Genomic DNA, 15,785 nt, shown 5'->3' on the forward strand with positions numbered 1-15,785 from the left:
GTTCGCTGTTGTATAAAGTCTGGTCCGGCCTTAGGCGGGGACGCCAGCCTGTTCGGCCTGCATGCGCTGCTCTTCAAGCAGCCGGTGCCGGTCCGCACGGCGCTTCTCCTGGCGGTCCGGGTCCGGCACCGGGGAAGCGAGGAGCAGCCGCTGGGTGTAGGGGTGTTCGGGGTCGCGGGTGACGACGTCGGCCGGCCCCTGCTCCACAATTTCTCCGCGGTACATCACGGCTACACGGTGGCTGATGTGGCGGACGACGTCAAGGTCGTGGGAGACAAAAAGGTAGGACACCCCGGTGTCCTTCTGGATCTGCAGGAACAGATCCAGGACACGGGCCTGGGTGGAGAGGTCCAGAGCGCTGACAGGCTCATCACAGACGATGAGCTTCGGGGACAGTGCCAGTGCACGGGCGATGGCCACGCGCTGGCGCTGACCGCCGCTGAACTCCCGCGGGAGACGGTGGATGGCGTCCGACGGCAGGCCCACCTGGTCCAGGAGTTCCTTGACGCGCTTCTTGGCTGCTGCCTGTTCCATGCCCTGGACGCCCAGCGGTTCGGCAAGGATATCGCCGATCTCCAGGGCAGGGTTCAGCGACGTGTACGGATCCTGGAAGACCACCTGCATGTCGCGGCTCAGGACACGGCGCTCCTTGCGGGTGGCCTGGCTGATGTCCTTGCCCTCGAACGTGATCTTGCCACCGCTCACGGGCGCGAGCCCCAGCACCGCCCGGCCGAGGGTGGTCTTGCCGGAGCCCGACTCCCCCACCAGGCCCAGGGTCTCGCCCTGGCCGATGCTGATGTTGATGTCCGTCAGGGCGCGGAATTTACGTGCCCGGAACCCTTTGCCGGCGTACTCCACCACCAGGTTGTCCACCCGAAGAAGTTTTTGGCGTGCCGGCGCTGATTCCGCGGCGCGCAAGGCTGCAGTTTCGGTCACAGTACGTTCTCCTTGGCAGTTGGTGACGCAGTTGCAGACGCAGCGGCCGACACGAGCATGGACATGGGTTCCTTGCCTTCGAGCATGGATGCCAGCAGGGTCTGGGTATAGCGTTCTTTCGGTTCGCGCAGGATTTCCCGCACGGGGCCTTCCTCCACGAGCCGGCCGTTCTGCATGACCACAACGCGGTCGCAGAGGTCGGCGACAACGCCGAAGTTGTGGGTCACCAGGATGACGCCGACGCCGAGCCGGCGCTGGAGGTCGCGGATGAGATCCAGGACATCGGCCTGGACAGTGACGTCAAGAGCCGTGGTGGGCTCATCGGCAATGATCAGGTCCGGTTCGCAGCTGATGGCGCCGGCGATCAGCACGCGCTGGGCCATGCCGCCGGAGACCTCGTGGGGGTACGCCCTGAAAGTCCTGTCCGGGCTGACAATGCCGACGTCGGAGAGCAGCTTCATAGCCCGCGTGGTGGCTTCCGCCTTGGAGATTCCCAGGACCCGCACCATAGGCGTGACCAGCTGGTAGCCGATAGTGAAGGCCGGGTCCAGGTTGCTCATGGGTTCCTGCGGGATGTAGGAAATCCGTTTGCCGCGCAGCTTGGACAGGCGTTCCTGGCTGACCTTTTCGTCGCCTGGAGCGACGGTGTAGTTGCCATCGAACTGGATGGCCCCGCCGACGATGCGTGCGGTGTCCGGCAGCAGGCCCAGGATGGAGAAGGCGGTCTGGGATTTGCCCGAACCGGATTCGCCTACGATGCCGAGGATTTCGCCGCGGTCAACGTGGAAGGAGACGTCGTCCACCACTTTCTTGATGGTGCCGTCTGCCTGGGGGTAGCCGACGCCGAGATTGGTTACCTTGACGAGGTGGTGTTCAGTTCCGGCCTCGACGGCGGCAATGGTCTTGCGCGCTGATTTGGTGGCGCTGGCTGTGGCAGCATCCTCGGCTTGATGGGCTTTCTGCCTGCGGTGCTTGATCTTTTCGCCGTCTTCCAGGGCGTCGCGGATGGCGTTGCCTAGGAGGACAAGGGCACCGATGGTCAGCGCCATGGCAAATGCAGGCCAGAAAAGCAGCGTCGGGGTGAGGTAGACGTTCTTGAAGCCTTCGCTGAGCATCACACCCCAGGTGGCCTTGGCCGGATCGCCCAGGCCCAGGAACTCGAGTCCGGACTGGATGGCGATGGCCACGCCGGCGATCGCCGCCGTCTGGATGATGATGGGCGCGCGGACCACGGAGAAGATGTGGCGGGTGATGATGCTGAGGTCTGACAGCCCGGAGACGCGCGCGGCGTCAACGTAGAGCTCGTTGCGGACCGACTGCACCGCTGACCGCGTCAGGCGGAAGTAGGACGGGCTGATCAGCACACCGAACGCGATCATGGCAATCCACACTGACGGACCGAAAGCGGCCCGGATGGTCAGCAGGACGATCAGGCCGGGGAGGCTCATGAGGATGCTGACAACCCAGTTGGAGACGGCTTCGAACTTGCCGGCGTAGTAGCCAGCCACGAGGCCGGCGGGCAGGCCGATCGCGATGGCGACGGCGGCGCACAGGAGTGCAGAACTTAGCGTCAGCTGTGCCCCGAAGAGCAGCCGGCTCCAGACGTCACGGCCTGAGCTGTCAGTGCCCAGGATGTTAACCGCATCCGGGGCTGCAAGAGTCTTGGAGATGTTGGCAAAGTTTTCGTCGAAGGGGGCCAGGACATCGGCGAAGATGGCCATGACGGCCATGGTCAGAAGGATGGCGATGGCGATGATGCCCATGGGATTCTTGAACAGCCGTTTGAGGACTGTTGACCGGACGACAGTTCCGGTCTGGCCTGAGGTACCCGGTGCCGGCGTACCGGGTGCGGGTGTCAGGGCTGAGGTTTCGACGGACTCGGTCACGAGGCACGCACCTTCGGGTTAAGCCAGCCGTTAAGCAGGTCAACGATGAGGTTGACCACAATGACAACGGCGACGGTGTACATAACAACGCCCATGACCACTGGCTGGTCACTCTGGCTGGTGGCGGCTACGGCCAGCGGCCCCATGCCGGGAAGGGCAAAGATCTGCTCGATGATGACCACACCGCCGAGCATTCCGATCAGCTGCAGGCTGAGCACGGTCAGGCCGGCCGGAGCGGCGCTGCGAAGGACGTGCTTGAACAGGACCTCGCGCTCACCGATGCCGCGGCTGCGCAGTGTGCGCACGTAATCGCGTTCGAGCTGCTTGATGACGGCGCTACGGATCTGCTGGGCACCGCCGGTCACTCCGTTGATCAGCAAGGCGATCACCGGAAGGGTCAGGGAAAGGACCCAGGCGTCCGCGCCGACACCGGGGGAAATGGTGCTGGTGGCGGGGAACACGCCCATCTGGATGGCAAGGATGGTCACCAGGATGATGCCGATGACAAAGCCGGGGACGGAATCGCCGATGATGGCACCGATCTGGACCACACGGTCCACCCAGCCGCGCTTTACTGCCGCGGCGACGCCGATGAGGGTGGCGATGATGGAGATCAGGACCATGGCCGCAATCACCATGGTCATGGTCACCGGAATGCGCGTGGCGAGGGCGCTGGAGACGGGTTCAGAGGTGAACCAGGATGTGCCCAGGTCCCCCTGCAGGGCGCCCGTGAGCCAGCTGAAGTAGCGGGTGATGATGGGCTGGTCGAGCCCCAACTCGGCTTCCTTCACGGCCAGCTGATCCGGCGTGGCCTGGTCGCCCAGGATGTTCCGCGCAATGCTGCCGCTCGATACGTACAGCAGGGAAAAAACGAGGATCGAGACGGCGAACAGGACTACGAGTCCGCTGCCGAGGCGTTTAAGGATGAAAGTGATCATTGCGGCTAACCCGGATTACTTCGCGGGCGAGTAGTTGTAGATCGAAGGAACGGCCTGCTGGACCTGCGGTTCCACGGTGATCTTGGAGTTGTGGTAGTACATCTGGTTCACGCGGAACATCGGGGCGAACCAGGCCTGCTCCACCACGTACTTGTTGACTTCCTGGGCCAGCTTGCCAGCGTCCTTGCCGCCGGTCTCGACTGCATCGATCTTGGCCTGCAGCTCGGGAGTGGTGTTCTTGAATGGGTTGTAGAGGGCCTTCGTGGAGACGATCTGGTTGGTGGCAACCCACGGCTCACCCTGGAAGAGGGAGAAGAACATGGTGGTGAACTTCTGGGCGGCGACATCGCTGGTGAACGTGTTGGTGATGGCGGCACCAATGTTCACGGTGATTCCAACGTCCGCCAGCTGCTGCTTGATCACTGCGAGCTGGGTTTCCCAGCCCGGAACCGACGGGATGTCGAGGACGACGCCGGTCTCGTAGCCGGCTTCCTTCAGGAGCGACTTGGCCTTGGCCGGATCGTAGCTGTAGTAGTTCTCCAGCTCTTCGGTCCATGCACCGCTGGCCTTGCCGAACGGCTGCGACGTGGGGGTGCCCTGGCCCATCAGGACCTGGTCCAGGATGGTCTTGCGGTCAAAGGCGTAGTTGATCGCCTGGCGGACCTTGACGTTCCCAAGCGCGGGGTTCTTGGTACCGTCGCGGTCCATCAGCAGGAGACCCTGCCAGTCCACCTCGGTGGCGACCAGGTTCATCTTGGCGCCTTCGGCCTGCTTGCCGGTCTTGGGGTCCAGCAGCGTGGCGTCCACCTGGCCCGAAACGAGGGCGTTGGTGCGGGCGGTCAGGTCAATCAGGATCTTGAAGGTGACCTTCTCGAACTTCTGGAGGTCCTTGTTCCAGTAGTCCTTGCGTGCGGTGAACACCGACTGCGAGTCCTTGACTGTGGCGGCCTTGTCCATGACATACGGGCCGCTGCCTACGGGCTCGGTCTTGATGGCGTCAGTGCCCAGCGCTTTGGGGCTGCCCATCAGGCCGGCGGCCTGGCTGAGGTAGAACTCCAGGGACGGATCCGGGGCGGTCAGGTTCAGTTCGATCGTGTCGGCATCAACAACGGCGACGTCGGAGACGGCCGTCAGCTGGGCCATCTGCGGGCCGTTGGCCTTCTTGAAGTGGTCCATGTTGGCCTTGGCGGCCTCAGCGTCGAACTTTGCGCCGTCGCTGAAGGTCACGTCCGTGCGGAGGTCAACGGTGAGCTTGGTGTTGGTCTCGTTGTACTTCCACGCGGTGGCCAGCATGGGGCTGAGCTTGCCGTCCGGTTCCCGCAGGATCAGGGAGTCGTACGCTGCCTGGTAAGGCTGGAGATAGTGACCGACGTGGGCCTGTGCCGGGTCCCAGGAGCGGAGTTCCTGAACTGCACCCAGTGTCAGCGTCGCTGTTTTGGCAGCTGCCGCACCGGTGCCTGCGGCGCCGCCGCCGCAGGCGGTCAGCGCCAGTCCTGCACTGACGAGAATGGCGGCTGCTGCCGCCTTGGGACCTAACTTCATTGTTGGCTCCTGAATCTGTGGAACGTGGGAGTTGCGAATTCGGCCGGTGTGGCGTGGACCACATCGGCCTTCGAGATTCAGAGTACGCATAATTGCCAACTTTGGCAACCGATTGTCAATATTGTTGCAATCTTAGCGAAAATGGCCGCAAATGAAACGACCTAAGGGTATTCAACCGGTTGCCACCAGAGGATTAGGAAACCGTCGCCACCGCGTCCTGGTAGCTCTGGCGGTAGATCTCCTTGACGATTTTCAGAGACTTCTCGGCCTCTTCGGGGTTGATCCAGAACGGGCCCTCGTCACCAAGCCGGGCATAGAAGTCACTGATCAGCAGTTCATGCGAGACGCCCCAGTAGGCGCGCCCGCCGGACTCCACCACACGCTCGGGGACCACATCCACGCGGCCGTCCGCATAGGTGACGGTCATGTCCCCACGAAGGCTGAGAGTCGCTTTTTCCGTGACAATGTCCAGCGTGACCGGCGCATTGACCGCGTTGGCCAGGGTGGCATAAAAGGCGCTGCGCGCACCGTTGGCGTGTTCGGCAACAAACTCCGCGGTGTCCTCCACCTCAATGGTCTCGCCCAGGAACCTGGTTGCGGCATTGCCGGACAACGAAACGACGTCACCCACCAGCCACTGCAGCAGGTCAACGGTATGGATGGCCTGGTTCATCATGAGCCCGCCACCGCCCCCCGCCCAGGTTCCGCGCCACGGCCGGCTGAGGTAATAGTCCGCGTCACGGTGCCAAAGCACCGTTGCTGAAGCCCCAAACACCGCGCCCAGTTCGCCGGAGGAAAGCAGGGCGTGCATCGCCTGCGAGGTGGCGTTGTAGCGGTTCTGGAAGCAGACGGCGATCTTGGCGGTTGATAGTTTGGCGGCCGCCACGAGCCGGCGGCCCTCCTCGAGCGTGTGCGCCAGCGGCTTTTCCACAATCACATTCACATCGCGTTCAAGGCAGTCCGCCGCGATGGAGGCATGCATGTTGTGCGGCGTCGTAATGTGCACAACATCCGGGCCGATGGCCTCGATCAGGCTGAGGTGATCCGGGAAACCCGGGACGCCGTAGGCGGCCACAGCTGCCGCAAGGCGGCCGGGATCTGAGTCACAGACCCCGGCCAGCCGCGCGCCGTCGAGCTTTGCGATGGCCTCAAAGTGCACTGCCGACACATCGCCGCAACCGATAACTGCGGCCTTGAGGCCGGTCACGAAAGTTCGATTCCGTTCTTGGCAGCAAGGACCGCGAAGGCGCGCGCGGCCATGCCGAACGCAACTGGCCCGGAGAAGCCGCCCAGTTCGTGGTGGCTGGCGAGGTGGGGTTCGAGTGAGGCAAAGCCTGCGTAACCGTCTGCCTTCAGGGCAGCAATGGTGGCGTCCAGTTCGCCGTCGCCATGGCCGGAAGGCACAACCTCACCCGTGGCCATGATGGCGTCCTTGACCTGGAGGTATTCGAGGTAGGGGCGGAGCATGGCGTAGCCATCGGTGTAGGGCCGGACGCCAACCTGGACGAAGTTGGCGTTGTCCCAGGCGACGCGCAGTGCGGGAGAGTCCACGGACTCCATGATGTCCAGGACGCGCTGCGGCGTATCGCCGTAGATGTCCTTTTCGTTCTCGTGCAGGAGTACGACGCCGGCGCTTACGGCTTCAGCGGCCAGTGCCCGCATGCGCGTGATGACGTCGTCGCGGATTTCCTCCGGCGTCTGGGTTTCACTCCGGTAGAAGGAGAAGATCCGGATGTATTTGGTATCCAAGCCCTCGGCTACGGAGATGATCTGGCGGAGGCGCTCCACCTCGTGCTCCACGGGCAGGCTGATGTCCACCTTGCCGATGGGGCTGGCCACGGCTGAGACCTTCAGGCCTTTGGCGTCCAGGAGTTCCTTGAGGTCGGCTACCTGCTCAGGCGTCATTTCTGAGACATTGACGCCCCAGGCGCTGCGTACTTCGATGTAGTTCGCGCCGAGCGCCAGCAGGACAGCAGCCTGGATGGCGGGGTCCGGATCCACTTCATCGCCGAATCCTGAGAGCGTCCAGACGGTGCTGGCTGCTTCGGTTGTTGCTTCGGTCACGGGAATCTCCTTAGGTATGCCCGCGACGGGACAGCCTTGGTGCCGCTCCGGCGCGCGGGTGACTCAGTTCACAAAAAGTGTTGCCCTAAGTCTAGACACGTCAACTGTTAATGACAACCGATTGCCAAATGATTGCATGCTGTGGCAATCTAGGTGCTACAGGGCTGTGGCAACCGTCACAAGCCCCTGTCATCCCGTTCAGTGAGGAGCGCGCCATGGCGATGCAAGCAGCCGGAACAGACCGCCCTGCCACCATCCACGACATCGCCGCGATCTGCGGCGTGGCCGCCTCCACCGTGTCCCGCGCACTTTCCACTCCGGACCGGGTCAACATCCGAACCCGCGCCCGCATCGAAGCCGCGGCGGCCGAGCTGAACTACACGCCGAACAGCCAGGCGAAGGCGCTGAGCTCCGGCCGCACCGGCGCCGTCGGCGTCCTGGTGCCTGACATCACCAACCCGTTCTATTTTGACCTCATCCGGGGCACCCAGCTGCAGCTCAAGGCGGCCGGTTATACCCAGCTGCTGGTGGACACGGAAGAGTCCGACGAGGTGGAGGCCTCCACCATGGAGCAGCTGCGCAAGAGCGCTGACGGCATCATCGTCGCCGCGTCCAGGCTCAGCGACGAGGCGCTGCTGGCCGCGGCCGCCAGGATTCCCATGGTGACCATCAACCGCGACGTAGCCGGCGTTCCCGCCGTCGTGATTGACACGCCGTCCGCCACCAGCCAGGCGCTGGACCACCTGATTTCCCTCGGCCACACCCGCATCGCCTACATGGCGGGCCCCCTCACGTCTCAATCCAGCACTCTTCGATGGAATGCGCTGTCGGCTGCCGCGGAGGACCGCGGCGTGGAGGTGCGCAGGCTGGGCCCGTTCGCCCCCAAGACACAATCAGGTGCCGCCGCGGCAGATGCGGCCGTGCACTCCGGCGTCACCGCGTGCATTGCCTTCAACGACCTCATCGCCATCGGTATGCTCCAGCGGCTGCGCGAACGCGGCATCCGGGTCCCGGAGGACATCAGCGTGGTGGGCTGCGACGACATCTTCGGCGCGGACTTCTGCAATCCCCCGCTGACCACCATGGCTTCGCCGATCGAACAGGCCGGCCGGGTGGCCGTGTCCATGCTCCTGGCCCAGCTCAACCCGCTGGCGGGCGGTGGCAGCCGCAGCCGTTCCCTGATGCCTACGCATCTCACGGTCCGCGGCTCAACCGGAGCGGCACCGGGAACGCTGTAGGTCCGGGGCCCCAAGTGTCCGTTCGCGCTGAGTACTCAAGTGTCCGTTCGCGCGGGGCCCCAAGTGTCCGTTCGCGGGTGGACACGTGGGTGGTTCGGGTGGACACAGTTGAGCGTTGTTGACAGGGCTGACTAGGCTGGATCACATGCGCGAACTCCAGGCCACCATCATCGAAGAAATGGGCGTGCAGCCCCGGATCGACCCCCTCGGGGAGGTGCGAAAGCGGGTGGATTTCCTGAAGGATTACCTCCGGGCAACCCACGCCAGGGGCTTTGTCCTGGGCATCTCGGGCGGGCTGGACTCATCGCTCGCCGGCAGGCTGGCCCAGCTGGCCGTGGAGGAGCTTGAGGCCGAAGGTGTGGAGGCCAACTTCGTGGCGGTCCGCCTGCCGTACGGCGTCCAGCACGACGAGGACGACGCCCAGGCTGCCCTGGACTTCATCCAGGCCAAGACGGAATGGACCTTCAACATCTCCGCCGCCGTGGATGGCTTCGAGGACGAATTCGAGAAAACGGTGGGGAACGGCATCTCCGATTTCCACAAGGGCAACACCAAGGCCCGCACCCGGATGATCGCCCAGTACGCGCTGGCCGGGGAGCACAACTACCTGGTGATCGGCACCGACCACGGCGCAGAGTCCGTCACCGGGTTCTTCACGAAATTCGGCGACGGCGGCGCGGACATCCTGCCCCTGTTCGGCCTCAACAAACGCCAGAACCGTGAACTGCTGGCCGAACTGGGCGCCCCTGCGCGCGTCTGGGAAAAAGTACCCACCGCGGACCTCCTGGACGGCAGGCCCGGACGCACCGACGAGGACGAACTGGGAATCACGTACGACCAGATCGATGATTACCTCGAAGGCCGGGAGATCCCCGAAGCGGCGGCCGAGCTGATCGAAGAGAAGTACCTCCGCACACGCCACAAGCGCACCGTGCCGGTCACCATTTTTGATACCTGGTGGAAATAGCTGAGCCGACGTAGGCCCGGTCGGGCTGTCAGCCGAACCGGGGCACTTTGAACCCTGTCCGGACCGATCCCGCCCGGAATACGGCGTGTGCGTGTCAAAGTGCCCCACAACGGGTCAGCCACACACGCCGTCGAGCAGTTCAGGCGACGACGACCGTGGACTCAGCGGCCCGTCAGTGTTGAGCTCAGTGTGGAGCTGATCCGGTGGGCTTCCTCCATCAGCAGTTTGCCCAGGAACTCCTGCCGCTCCGGCCGGAACCGGGGCTCGATGCCGGTGAGTGAAAGCGCGCCGACCGGCCTGCCCAGCTGATCGAACACGGCGGCCCCCATTCCCCAGCTGCCCTCAAGCACCAGACCGGGATTCACCGCAAAGCCATGCAACCGGGTCCGTTCCAGATTCCGGCGGACCACGTCCAGGCCGTGGCCTGCCGCAAAACCGCCGGCATGCTGGTCCCAGCCGGACAGGATGGCGTCCTGCTCCTCATCCGGGAGGAACGCCATGATGGCGGTCCCGGCCGAGGCCACACCCAGCGGAAAACGGACTCCCTCGTGCAGCACGAAGGAGCGTACCGGGAAGCTGCCCTCTTCCCGCAGCACGCAGACCGTCTCCTGGCCCCTGCGGATGGAATAGAACGCGCTCTCGCCGGTCTCCTCCGCCAGCCGGCGCAGGCTTGGCCGCGCCAGGTCCTCAAACGGGAAGCGGGCCGCCGCCACTGATCCGAGCAGGAAGATCTCCGGGCCCAGGATCCAGTTTCCGCTGCGGGCATCGTGGTCCAGGAGGCCCTCCGCGGCAAGGGAGGCCAGGAGCCGGTGGACGGTGGGGCGCGTCAGCCCCGACTCCCGGACCAGGCCGGAAATCGAGCTGCCCTCGGGCTTCCGGCCGACAAGCCGGAGCAGTGACGCCACCCGGCCCACCACCTGCGCCCCTTGGACCGGATTTGCCATTCAGACCGCCAATTCTCAAAAAATCCTCCACAATGTGGACAACGTCAGCCTACCGTCCACGCTGTGAAATATCTGCCTTGCGGGCAGGATTGCGCCGTTGACCAGCGTTCGCGAGCGCCCTAGGCTCCTTCTTCAGGCCCTATGTCCACAAAGTGGATACCCCGAATGGCTCTGCACGCTCGATGATGAGGAGACGGAATGTCCAAACTGAAATCCAACGCCGCCGCTACCCTGGCGGAAGTGCTCCGGGACGGCATGACGCTCGCCGTCGGCGGTTTTGGCCTGAGCGGCATCCCGGCGGACCTCATCGGGGCCGTGCGTGATTCCGGCGTGCGTGATCTGACCGTGGTGTCCAACAACATGGGCGTGGACGGGAAAGGTCTGGGGGTGCTGATCGAAGCCGGCCAGGTCCGCAAGGTGATCGCATCGTATGTGGGCGAGAACAAACTCTTCGCCGAGCAGTACCTCGCGGGCCTGCTCGAGGTGGAGTTCACCCCGCAGGGCACCCTGGCCGAGCGCCTCCGCGCCGGCGGCGCCGGCATCCCCGCCTTCTACACCAAGACCGGCGTGGGAACCCTTGTTGCCGAAGGCAAACCCCTGGCAGAGTTCGACGGCGAAACGTACGTCCAGGAGCGCGCCATCCGCGCCGACGTCGCGCTGGTCCACGCGCACACCGCGGACACTGACGGGAACCTGATCTACCGCTTCACGGCCCGGAACTTCAACCCCGTGGTGGCCACGGCAGGCCTGGTGACCATCGCCGAAGCTGAAGTCATCGTGGAGCCGGGCGCACTGGATCCGAACCACATCGCCACCCCGGGCGTGTACGTCCAGCACCTGATCCAGGCGAGCGGCCGGGTGAAGGACATCGAACAGCGCACCGTCCGCACCCGGGAAGCGGCAACAGTCCCCGCCTGAACGGCTGTCCCCACACGCCCCACCCCGCAGCGCGAACGAACACTAAGCCCCCACAGACTTTGAACCCCAAGGAGAACCCCATGGCCTGGACCAGGGACGAAATGGCTGCCATCGCGGCCGAGGAACTGAACGACGGCGACTACGTGAACCTGGGTATCGGCATCCCCACACTGGTGGCCAACAACCTGCCCGACGGCGTCCGCGTGGTCCTGCAGAGCGAAAACGGCCTGCTCGGCATGGGCCCGTTCCCCTATGAGGGCGACGAAGACGCCGACCTCATCAACGCCGGCAAGCAGACCGTCACGGTGCTGCCCGGCGGCAGCATCTTCGACTCCGCCACATCGTTTGGCATGATCCGCGGCGGCCACGTCAAGGTCGCCATCCTGGGCGCCATGCAGGTCGCCGGCAACGGCGACCTCGCCAACTGGACCATCCCCGGCAAAATGGTCAAGGGCATGGGCGGCGCCATGGACCTCGTGGCCGGCACCCCGCGCGTGGTGGTCCTGACCGAGCACAACGCCAAGGACGGCACGGCAAAGATCGTCACCGAGTGCACCCTGCCGCTCACCGGCCTGCGTTGCGTGGACCGGATCATCAGTGACCTGGCGGTTTTTGACATCGTGAAATCGGACGACGGCGGGCGGCAGCTGAGGCTGACCCGACTTGCGCCGGGGGTCACCGTGGAGGAAATCCGCGAAAAGACCGAAGCCGCATTCGACGTCCAGCTTGAAACCGCGGGAGTGGCAGCATGAGCCTCAAGGAACAGTTCGGCAAGGATGTCCTGCTCACCGGCTGGGGTCACAGCCGGTTCGGCAAGCTCACCGACGAGACCCTCGAGTCCCTGATCGTCCAGGTGGCCACCGAGGCCATCAGCAACGCCGGGATCGAGCCCGGCCAGATCGACGAGATCTACCTGGGCCAATTCAACTCCGGCATGATGCCGCTGGCCTTCCCGTCGTCCCTGGCGCTGCAGGTCTCACCGGACCTGGCCAACGTCCCGGCCACCCGCGTCGAGAACGCCTGCGCCTCCGGGKCGGCGGCGTTCCAGCAGGGCACCAAGTCGCTGCTTGCCGGCACCGCGAAAACCGTCCTGGTGATCGGTGCCGAGAAGATGACCCACGCCGGCGCCGACGTTGTGGGGGCCGCCCTGCTGGGCGCCGACTACGACATGGCCGGCCAGACGTCCACCACCGGCTTCACCGGACTCTTCGCCGACGTCGCCAAGCACTACGACAAGCGCTACGGTCGCGGCGACGGACAGCTGGGCGACGTGCTGGGCTCCATCGCGGCCAAGAACCACCGCAACGGCGTGGACAACCCCTACGCCCAGCTCCGCAAGGACCTCGGCGAGGAGTTCTGTCGCACCGTCTCGGACAAGAACCCCATGGTGGCCGATCCGCTGCGCCGCACCGACTGCTCCCCCGTGTCCGACGGCGCCGCTGCCGTTGTGCTCAGCACGTCGCCAACCGGCGGGGCCACCGCGCCGGTGCGGCTCGCCGGCTTCGGCCAGGCAAACGACTTCTTCCCGGCCGAATTCCGGGACCCCACCGCCTTCGCCGCCACGCGCATGTCCTGGCAGCGTGCGCTGGGGATGGCCGGCGTCGGGCTTGAAGACCTGGACTTCGCCGAAGTCCATGACTGCTTCACCATCGCCGAACTGCTGATGTACGAGGCCATGGGCCTGACCGAACCGGGCCAGGGCGCCCGCGCTGTGCAGGAAGGCTGGGTCTTCAAGGACGGGAAGCTGCCCATCAACGTCTCCGGCGGGCTCAAGGCCAAAGGGCATCCCGTCGGCGCCACCGGGGTATCCCAGCACGTCATCGCCGCCATGCAGCTCACCGGGACCGCCGGCGACATGCAGCTCGCCAACCCGAGCAGGGCCGCGGTGCAGAACATGGGCGGCGTGGGCATCGCCAACTACGTCAGCGTCCTCGAAGCGGTCTAGGGCTACGTGGTGGTTCCGCACCTAGCGTCCACAGAACCACAAGCGTAGGGTCATAGAACCAACGTGCTCCTGATGGAGGTCGGCCATCACAGATTTGTTGCCCATCAGGCTCCGTTGGAGCCGACGAGGACGAAGATCCCACGACTGATTGATCCGCGGCGGCAGCCCTTCTGATCCACCGCGGGATCCACAGGAACGGGCCCCGCAGCGTTGCTTACAGGATGAGCGTCAAAGGAGCCAGGGATGGCTGGATGGAATGCTGACACCGCGGCTGGCCCCCTGGGGGCCACGGTGACACTTGTGGATGGCTCGAACTTCTGCATTTCAGGTCTTGCCGGCGACATGTACTCCGACCGCCCCCATGGCGTGTTCAATGAGGACACCCGCATCGTCTCCCGCTGGAGACTGACGGTCAATGATGTGACTTTGGAGCCGCTGGCCGCCCGTGCCCTCGAACCCTACCGGGCCGTATTCATCGGCCGTCCGGCCCGGGCGGCCGGCAATGCGGACAGCCCTTTGATCGTGGAACGAAACCGCGAGGTGGGCTCGGGCATCCAAGAGGAGATCACCGTCCGGAACCATTCCCGCGAGCCTGCCGTGTGCGTGGTGGAACTGGCGATGGACGCGGACTTCGCGGACCTCTTTGAGGTGAAGGACGCCCGGATCATCCGGCACTGGGACCAGTCCCGGCACCTGGAAGACGACTCCCTCACCATCAAGGGCGTCTGGCGGGGAATGCATAAGGGGGTTGTCCTGCAGGCTCCCGACGCGACTTTCAGTCACGAAGGCCTGGGCTACCGCACCGTGGTGCCGCCCCACGGCCAGTGGCGCACGAAAGTCACGGTGTCGCCACTACTGGATGCAGCCGAAACGCCTGCACCCTTCCAGCGCCAGGAAACCGGCACGTCGCCTGCGGAAATACGGCGCCAGGAGTGGATCCGGAAGATCCCCACGCCGCACATCAGCAACGTGTCGTTTGCCCGCACCATGCAGCGCAGCCATGATGACATCGGCGCCCTCCAGATCGAGGACCCGCTGCATCCCGACCGGACCGTCATTGCGGCGGGTGCCCCATGGTTCATGGCCCTCTTCGGCCGCGATTCGCTTCTCTCGTCCTACATGGCGCTGCCCGTGGACCCGTCCCTGGCCTTGGACACCCTGCAGACGCTGGCCGAAAGGCAGGGCAACGCGGTGGACGCGCTGACCGAAGAGCAGCCCGGCCGGATCCTCCATGAGGTCCGGCTGGGCGTCAGCACTGGCCTGGCACTTGGCGGCAAATCCACCTACTACGGCACCGCCGATGCCACGCCGTTGTTCGTCACACTGCTCGGCGAAGTCAGCCGCTGGGGCCTCGCCTCGGACCAGGTGGCCGCGCTGCTGCCCAACGCGGACAGGGCGCTGGACTGGATCAGGGATTACGGCGATCGCGACGGCGACGGCTTTGTGGAGTATCAGCGGCTTAACGACCAGGGGCTGATCAACCAGGGATGGAAGGATTCCTGGGACGGCGTAAATTTCGCGGACGGCCGCATGGCAGAACCGCCGATTGCCCTCTGCGAAGTGCAGGGTTACGTTTACGGCGCCTATATCGCCCGGGCGTGGATGGCGTACGACGCCGGGGACCTGGCCTTGGCGCGGGAGCTGCGGGAACGCGCGGCGCGGCTTAAGAAGCAGTTCAACGAACAGTTCTGGCTGCCGGCCAGAGGCTACTACGCCATCGCACTGGACCGGGACAAGAGACCTGTGGATGCCTGCGCCTCCAACATGGGGCACTGCCTGTGGAACGGGATAATCGACGCCGACAAGGCGCCACTGGTGGCGGCCCGGCTGATGTCGCCGGAAATGTTCAGCGGCTGGGGGATCCGCACTCTGGCCACGGATATGGGCGCCTACAACCCTGCGAGCTACCACAACGGATCCGTGTGGCCGCATGACAACGCGATGATTGCTACGGGCCTGATGAGGTACGGATTTGTGGACGAGGCCCGGCGGGTTGCCCTCGGGCTTATTGAGGCGGCGGATTTCACGGACCACCGCTTGCCTGAATTGTTCTGCGGATTTGACCGCGTCGATTTCCCGGAACCGGTGCCTTACCCGACAGCTTGCTCACCCCAGGCCTGGGCTGCCACAACCCCGGTGCATCTGCTGCGCACACTGCTGCGGTATGACCCCCACGTCTCCATGAACGGCATGTGGATGGACCCGGTGCTGCCGGAGTCCTGGGGCCGGGTCCACATCACCAACTGCCCCATAGGCGACGGCCGGATCACCATCGACGTGACCGGCAGCCAGGCCACGATCGATGGGCTCCCGCCGGGCATGACGTTCCACCGCGGGACACGTCCCCCCCTTGCCGATCTGGTTGAGCTCGCCGAGAAGCTGGACAAGACAGGCTAAACCCCGAGCA

Annotated in this window: 13 protein-coding genes; 6 read left to right on the forward strand and 7 right to left on the reverse strand. The window is 64.9% G+C overall.

The annotated features are described in order from the left end of the window. Positions 1-30 precede the first annotated feature (30 nt). The 6 genes from ASG77_RS19170 to ASG77_RS19195 form a co-directional block, all read right to left on the reverse strand. The gene (locus ASG77_RS19170; protein ID WP_235564685.1) at positions 31-936 is read right to left on the reverse strand and encodes an ATP-binding cassette domain-containing protein; all 906 of its coding nucleotides are present in this window, start codon (positions 934-936) and stop codon (positions 31-33) included. Further along, the gene (locus ASG77_RS19175) at positions 933-2,822 is read right to left on the reverse strand and encodes a dipeptide/oligopeptide/nickel ABC transporter permease/ATP-binding protein (RefSeq protein ID WP_082576157.1); all 1,890 of its coding nucleotides are present in this window, start codon (positions 2,820-2,822) and stop codon (positions 933-935) included. Before ASG77_RS19175 ends, ASG77_RS19170 begins: the two co-directional genes overlap by 4 nt. Beyond that, on the reverse strand, positions 2,819-3,760 hold the full coding sequence (locus tag ASG77_RS19180; RefSeq protein ID WP_056348686.1) for an ABC transporter permease: 942 nt from the start codon (positions 3,758-3,760) through the stop codon (positions 2,819-2,821). The genes ASG77_RS19175 and ASG77_RS19180 overlap by 4 nt, the downstream gene beginning before the upstream one ends. A 15-nt stretch (positions 3,761-3,775) precedes the next feature. Beyond that, positions 3,776-5,302, reverse strand: a complete 1,527-nt coding sequence (locus tag ASG77_RS19185) for an ABC transporter substrate-binding protein (protein WP_056348689.1) — start codon at positions 5,300-5,302, stop codon at positions 3,776-3,778. A 193-nt stretch (positions 5,303-5,495) separates the two neighbouring features. Next, positions 5,496-6,509 carry a Gfo/Idh/MocA family protein gene (locus tag ASG77_RS19190; RefSeq protein WP_056348692.1) on the reverse strand — a complete coding sequence of 338 codons (1,014 nt, stop codon included), beginning with the start codon at positions 6,507-6,509 and terminating at the stop codon, positions 5,496-5,498. After that, a complete protein-coding gene (locus ASG77_RS19195) occupies positions 6,506-7,366 on the reverse strand; it encodes a sugar phosphate isomerase/epimerase family protein (RefSeq protein WP_056348695.1) in 861 nt (286 codons plus the stop codon). The genes ASG77_RS19190 and ASG77_RS19195 overlap by 4 nt, the downstream gene beginning before the upstream one ends. A 221-nt stretch (positions 7,367-7,587) precedes the next feature. Here ASG77_RS19195 and ASG77_RS19200 point away from each other — a divergent pair, with 221 nt between their 5' ends. Further along, the gene (locus ASG77_RS19200) at positions 7,588-8,604 is read left to right on the forward strand and encodes a LacI family DNA-binding transcriptional regulator (protein WP_156380388.1); all 1,017 of its coding nucleotides are present in this window, start codon (positions 7,588-7,590) and stop codon (positions 8,602-8,604) included. A 145-nt stretch (positions 8,605-8,749) separates the two neighbouring features. Further along, on the forward strand, positions 8,750-9,571 hold the full coding sequence (nadE, locus tag ASG77_RS19205; protein WP_056348700.1) for an ammonia-dependent NAD(+) synthetase: 822 nt from the start codon (positions 8,750-8,752) through the stop codon (positions 9,569-9,571). Between the two features lie 161 nt (positions 9,572-9,732). Here the strand turns inward: nadE and ASG77_RS19210 are convergent, their stop codons facing one another. Next, positions 9,733-10,515, reverse strand: coding sequence for an IclR family transcriptional regulator (locus tag ASG77_RS19210; protein WP_056348703.1), 783 nt, complete (start codon positions 10,513-10,515; stop codon positions 9,733-9,735). Positions 10,516-10,713: 198 nt separating this feature from the next. Between ASG77_RS19210 and ASG77_RS19215 the strand changes: the two genes are divergently transcribed. The 4 genes from ASG77_RS19215 to ASG77_RS19230 all read left to right on the forward strand — a co-directional run bounded on the left by ASG77_RS19215 (position 10,714) and on the right by ASG77_RS19230 (position 15,775). After that, positions 10,714-11,433, forward strand: a complete 720-nt coding sequence (locus tag ASG77_RS19215; protein ID WP_056348705.1) for a CoA transferase subunit A — start codon at positions 10,714-10,716, stop codon at positions 11,431-11,433. Between the two features lie 80 nt (positions 11,434-11,513). Beyond that, the gene (locus ASG77_RS19220) at positions 11,514-12,185 is read left to right on the forward strand and encodes a CoA transferase subunit B (protein WP_056348708.1); all 672 of its coding nucleotides are present in this window, start codon (positions 11,514-11,516) and stop codon (positions 12,183-12,185) included. Further along, complete coding sequence (locus ASG77_RS19225) at positions 12,182-13,378, forward strand: acetyl-CoA acetyltransferase (protein ID WP_056348712.1); 1,197 nt, start codon at positions 12,182-12,184, stop codon at positions 13,376-13,378. Before ASG77_RS19220 ends, ASG77_RS19225 begins: the two co-directional genes overlap by 4 nt. A gap of 243 nt (positions 13,379-13,621) precedes the next feature. Next, positions 13,622-15,775 (forward strand): amylo-alpha-1,6-glucosidase, encoded by a 2,154-nt coding sequence (locus ASG77_RS19230; RefSeq protein ID WP_056348714.1) that lies wholly within the window; start codon positions 13,622-13,624, stop codon positions 15,773-15,775. The last annotated feature ends 10 nt before the right edge of the window (positions 15,776-15,785 follow it).

The sequence above is a fragment of the Arthrobacter sp. Soil762 genome, assembly GCF_001428335.1.
Taxonomy (GTDB): Bacteria; Actinomycetota; Actinomycetes; order Actinomycetales; family Micrococcaceae; genus Arthrobacter.

Coding starts and splice junctions, on each gene's coding strand:
- ASG77_RS19180 (WP_056348686.1), bottom strand. CDS start 3,760: ATGATCACTTTCATCCTTAAACGCCTCGGCAGCGGACTCGTAGTCCTG.
- ASG77_RS19185 (WP_056348689.1), bottom strand. CDS start 5,302: ATGAAGTTAGGTCCCAAGGCGGCAGCAGCCGCCATTCTCGTCAGTGCA.
- ASG77_RS19200 (WP_156380388.1), top strand. CDS start 7,588: ATGCAAGCAGCCGGAACAGACCGCCCTGCCACCATCCACGACATCGCC.
- nadE (WP_056348700.1), top strand. CDS start 8,750: ATGCGCGAACTCCAGGCCACCATCATCGAAGAAATGGGCGTGCAGCCC.
- ASG77_RS19210 (WP_056348703.1), bottom strand. CDS start 10,515: ATGGCAAATCCGGTCCAAGGGGCGCAGGTGGTGGGCCGGGTGGCGTCA.
- ASG77_RS19215 (WP_056348705.1), top strand. CDS start 10,714: ATGTCCAAACTGAAATCCAACGCCGCCGCTACCCTGGCGGAAGTGCTC.
- ASG77_RS19220 (WP_056348708.1), top strand. CDS start 11,514: ATGGCCTGGACCAGGGACGAAATGGCTGCCATCGCGGCCGAGGAACTG.
- ASG77_RS19230 (WP_056348714.1), top strand. CDS start 13,622: ATGGCTGGATGGAATGCTGACACCGCGGCTGGCCCCCTGGGGGCCACG.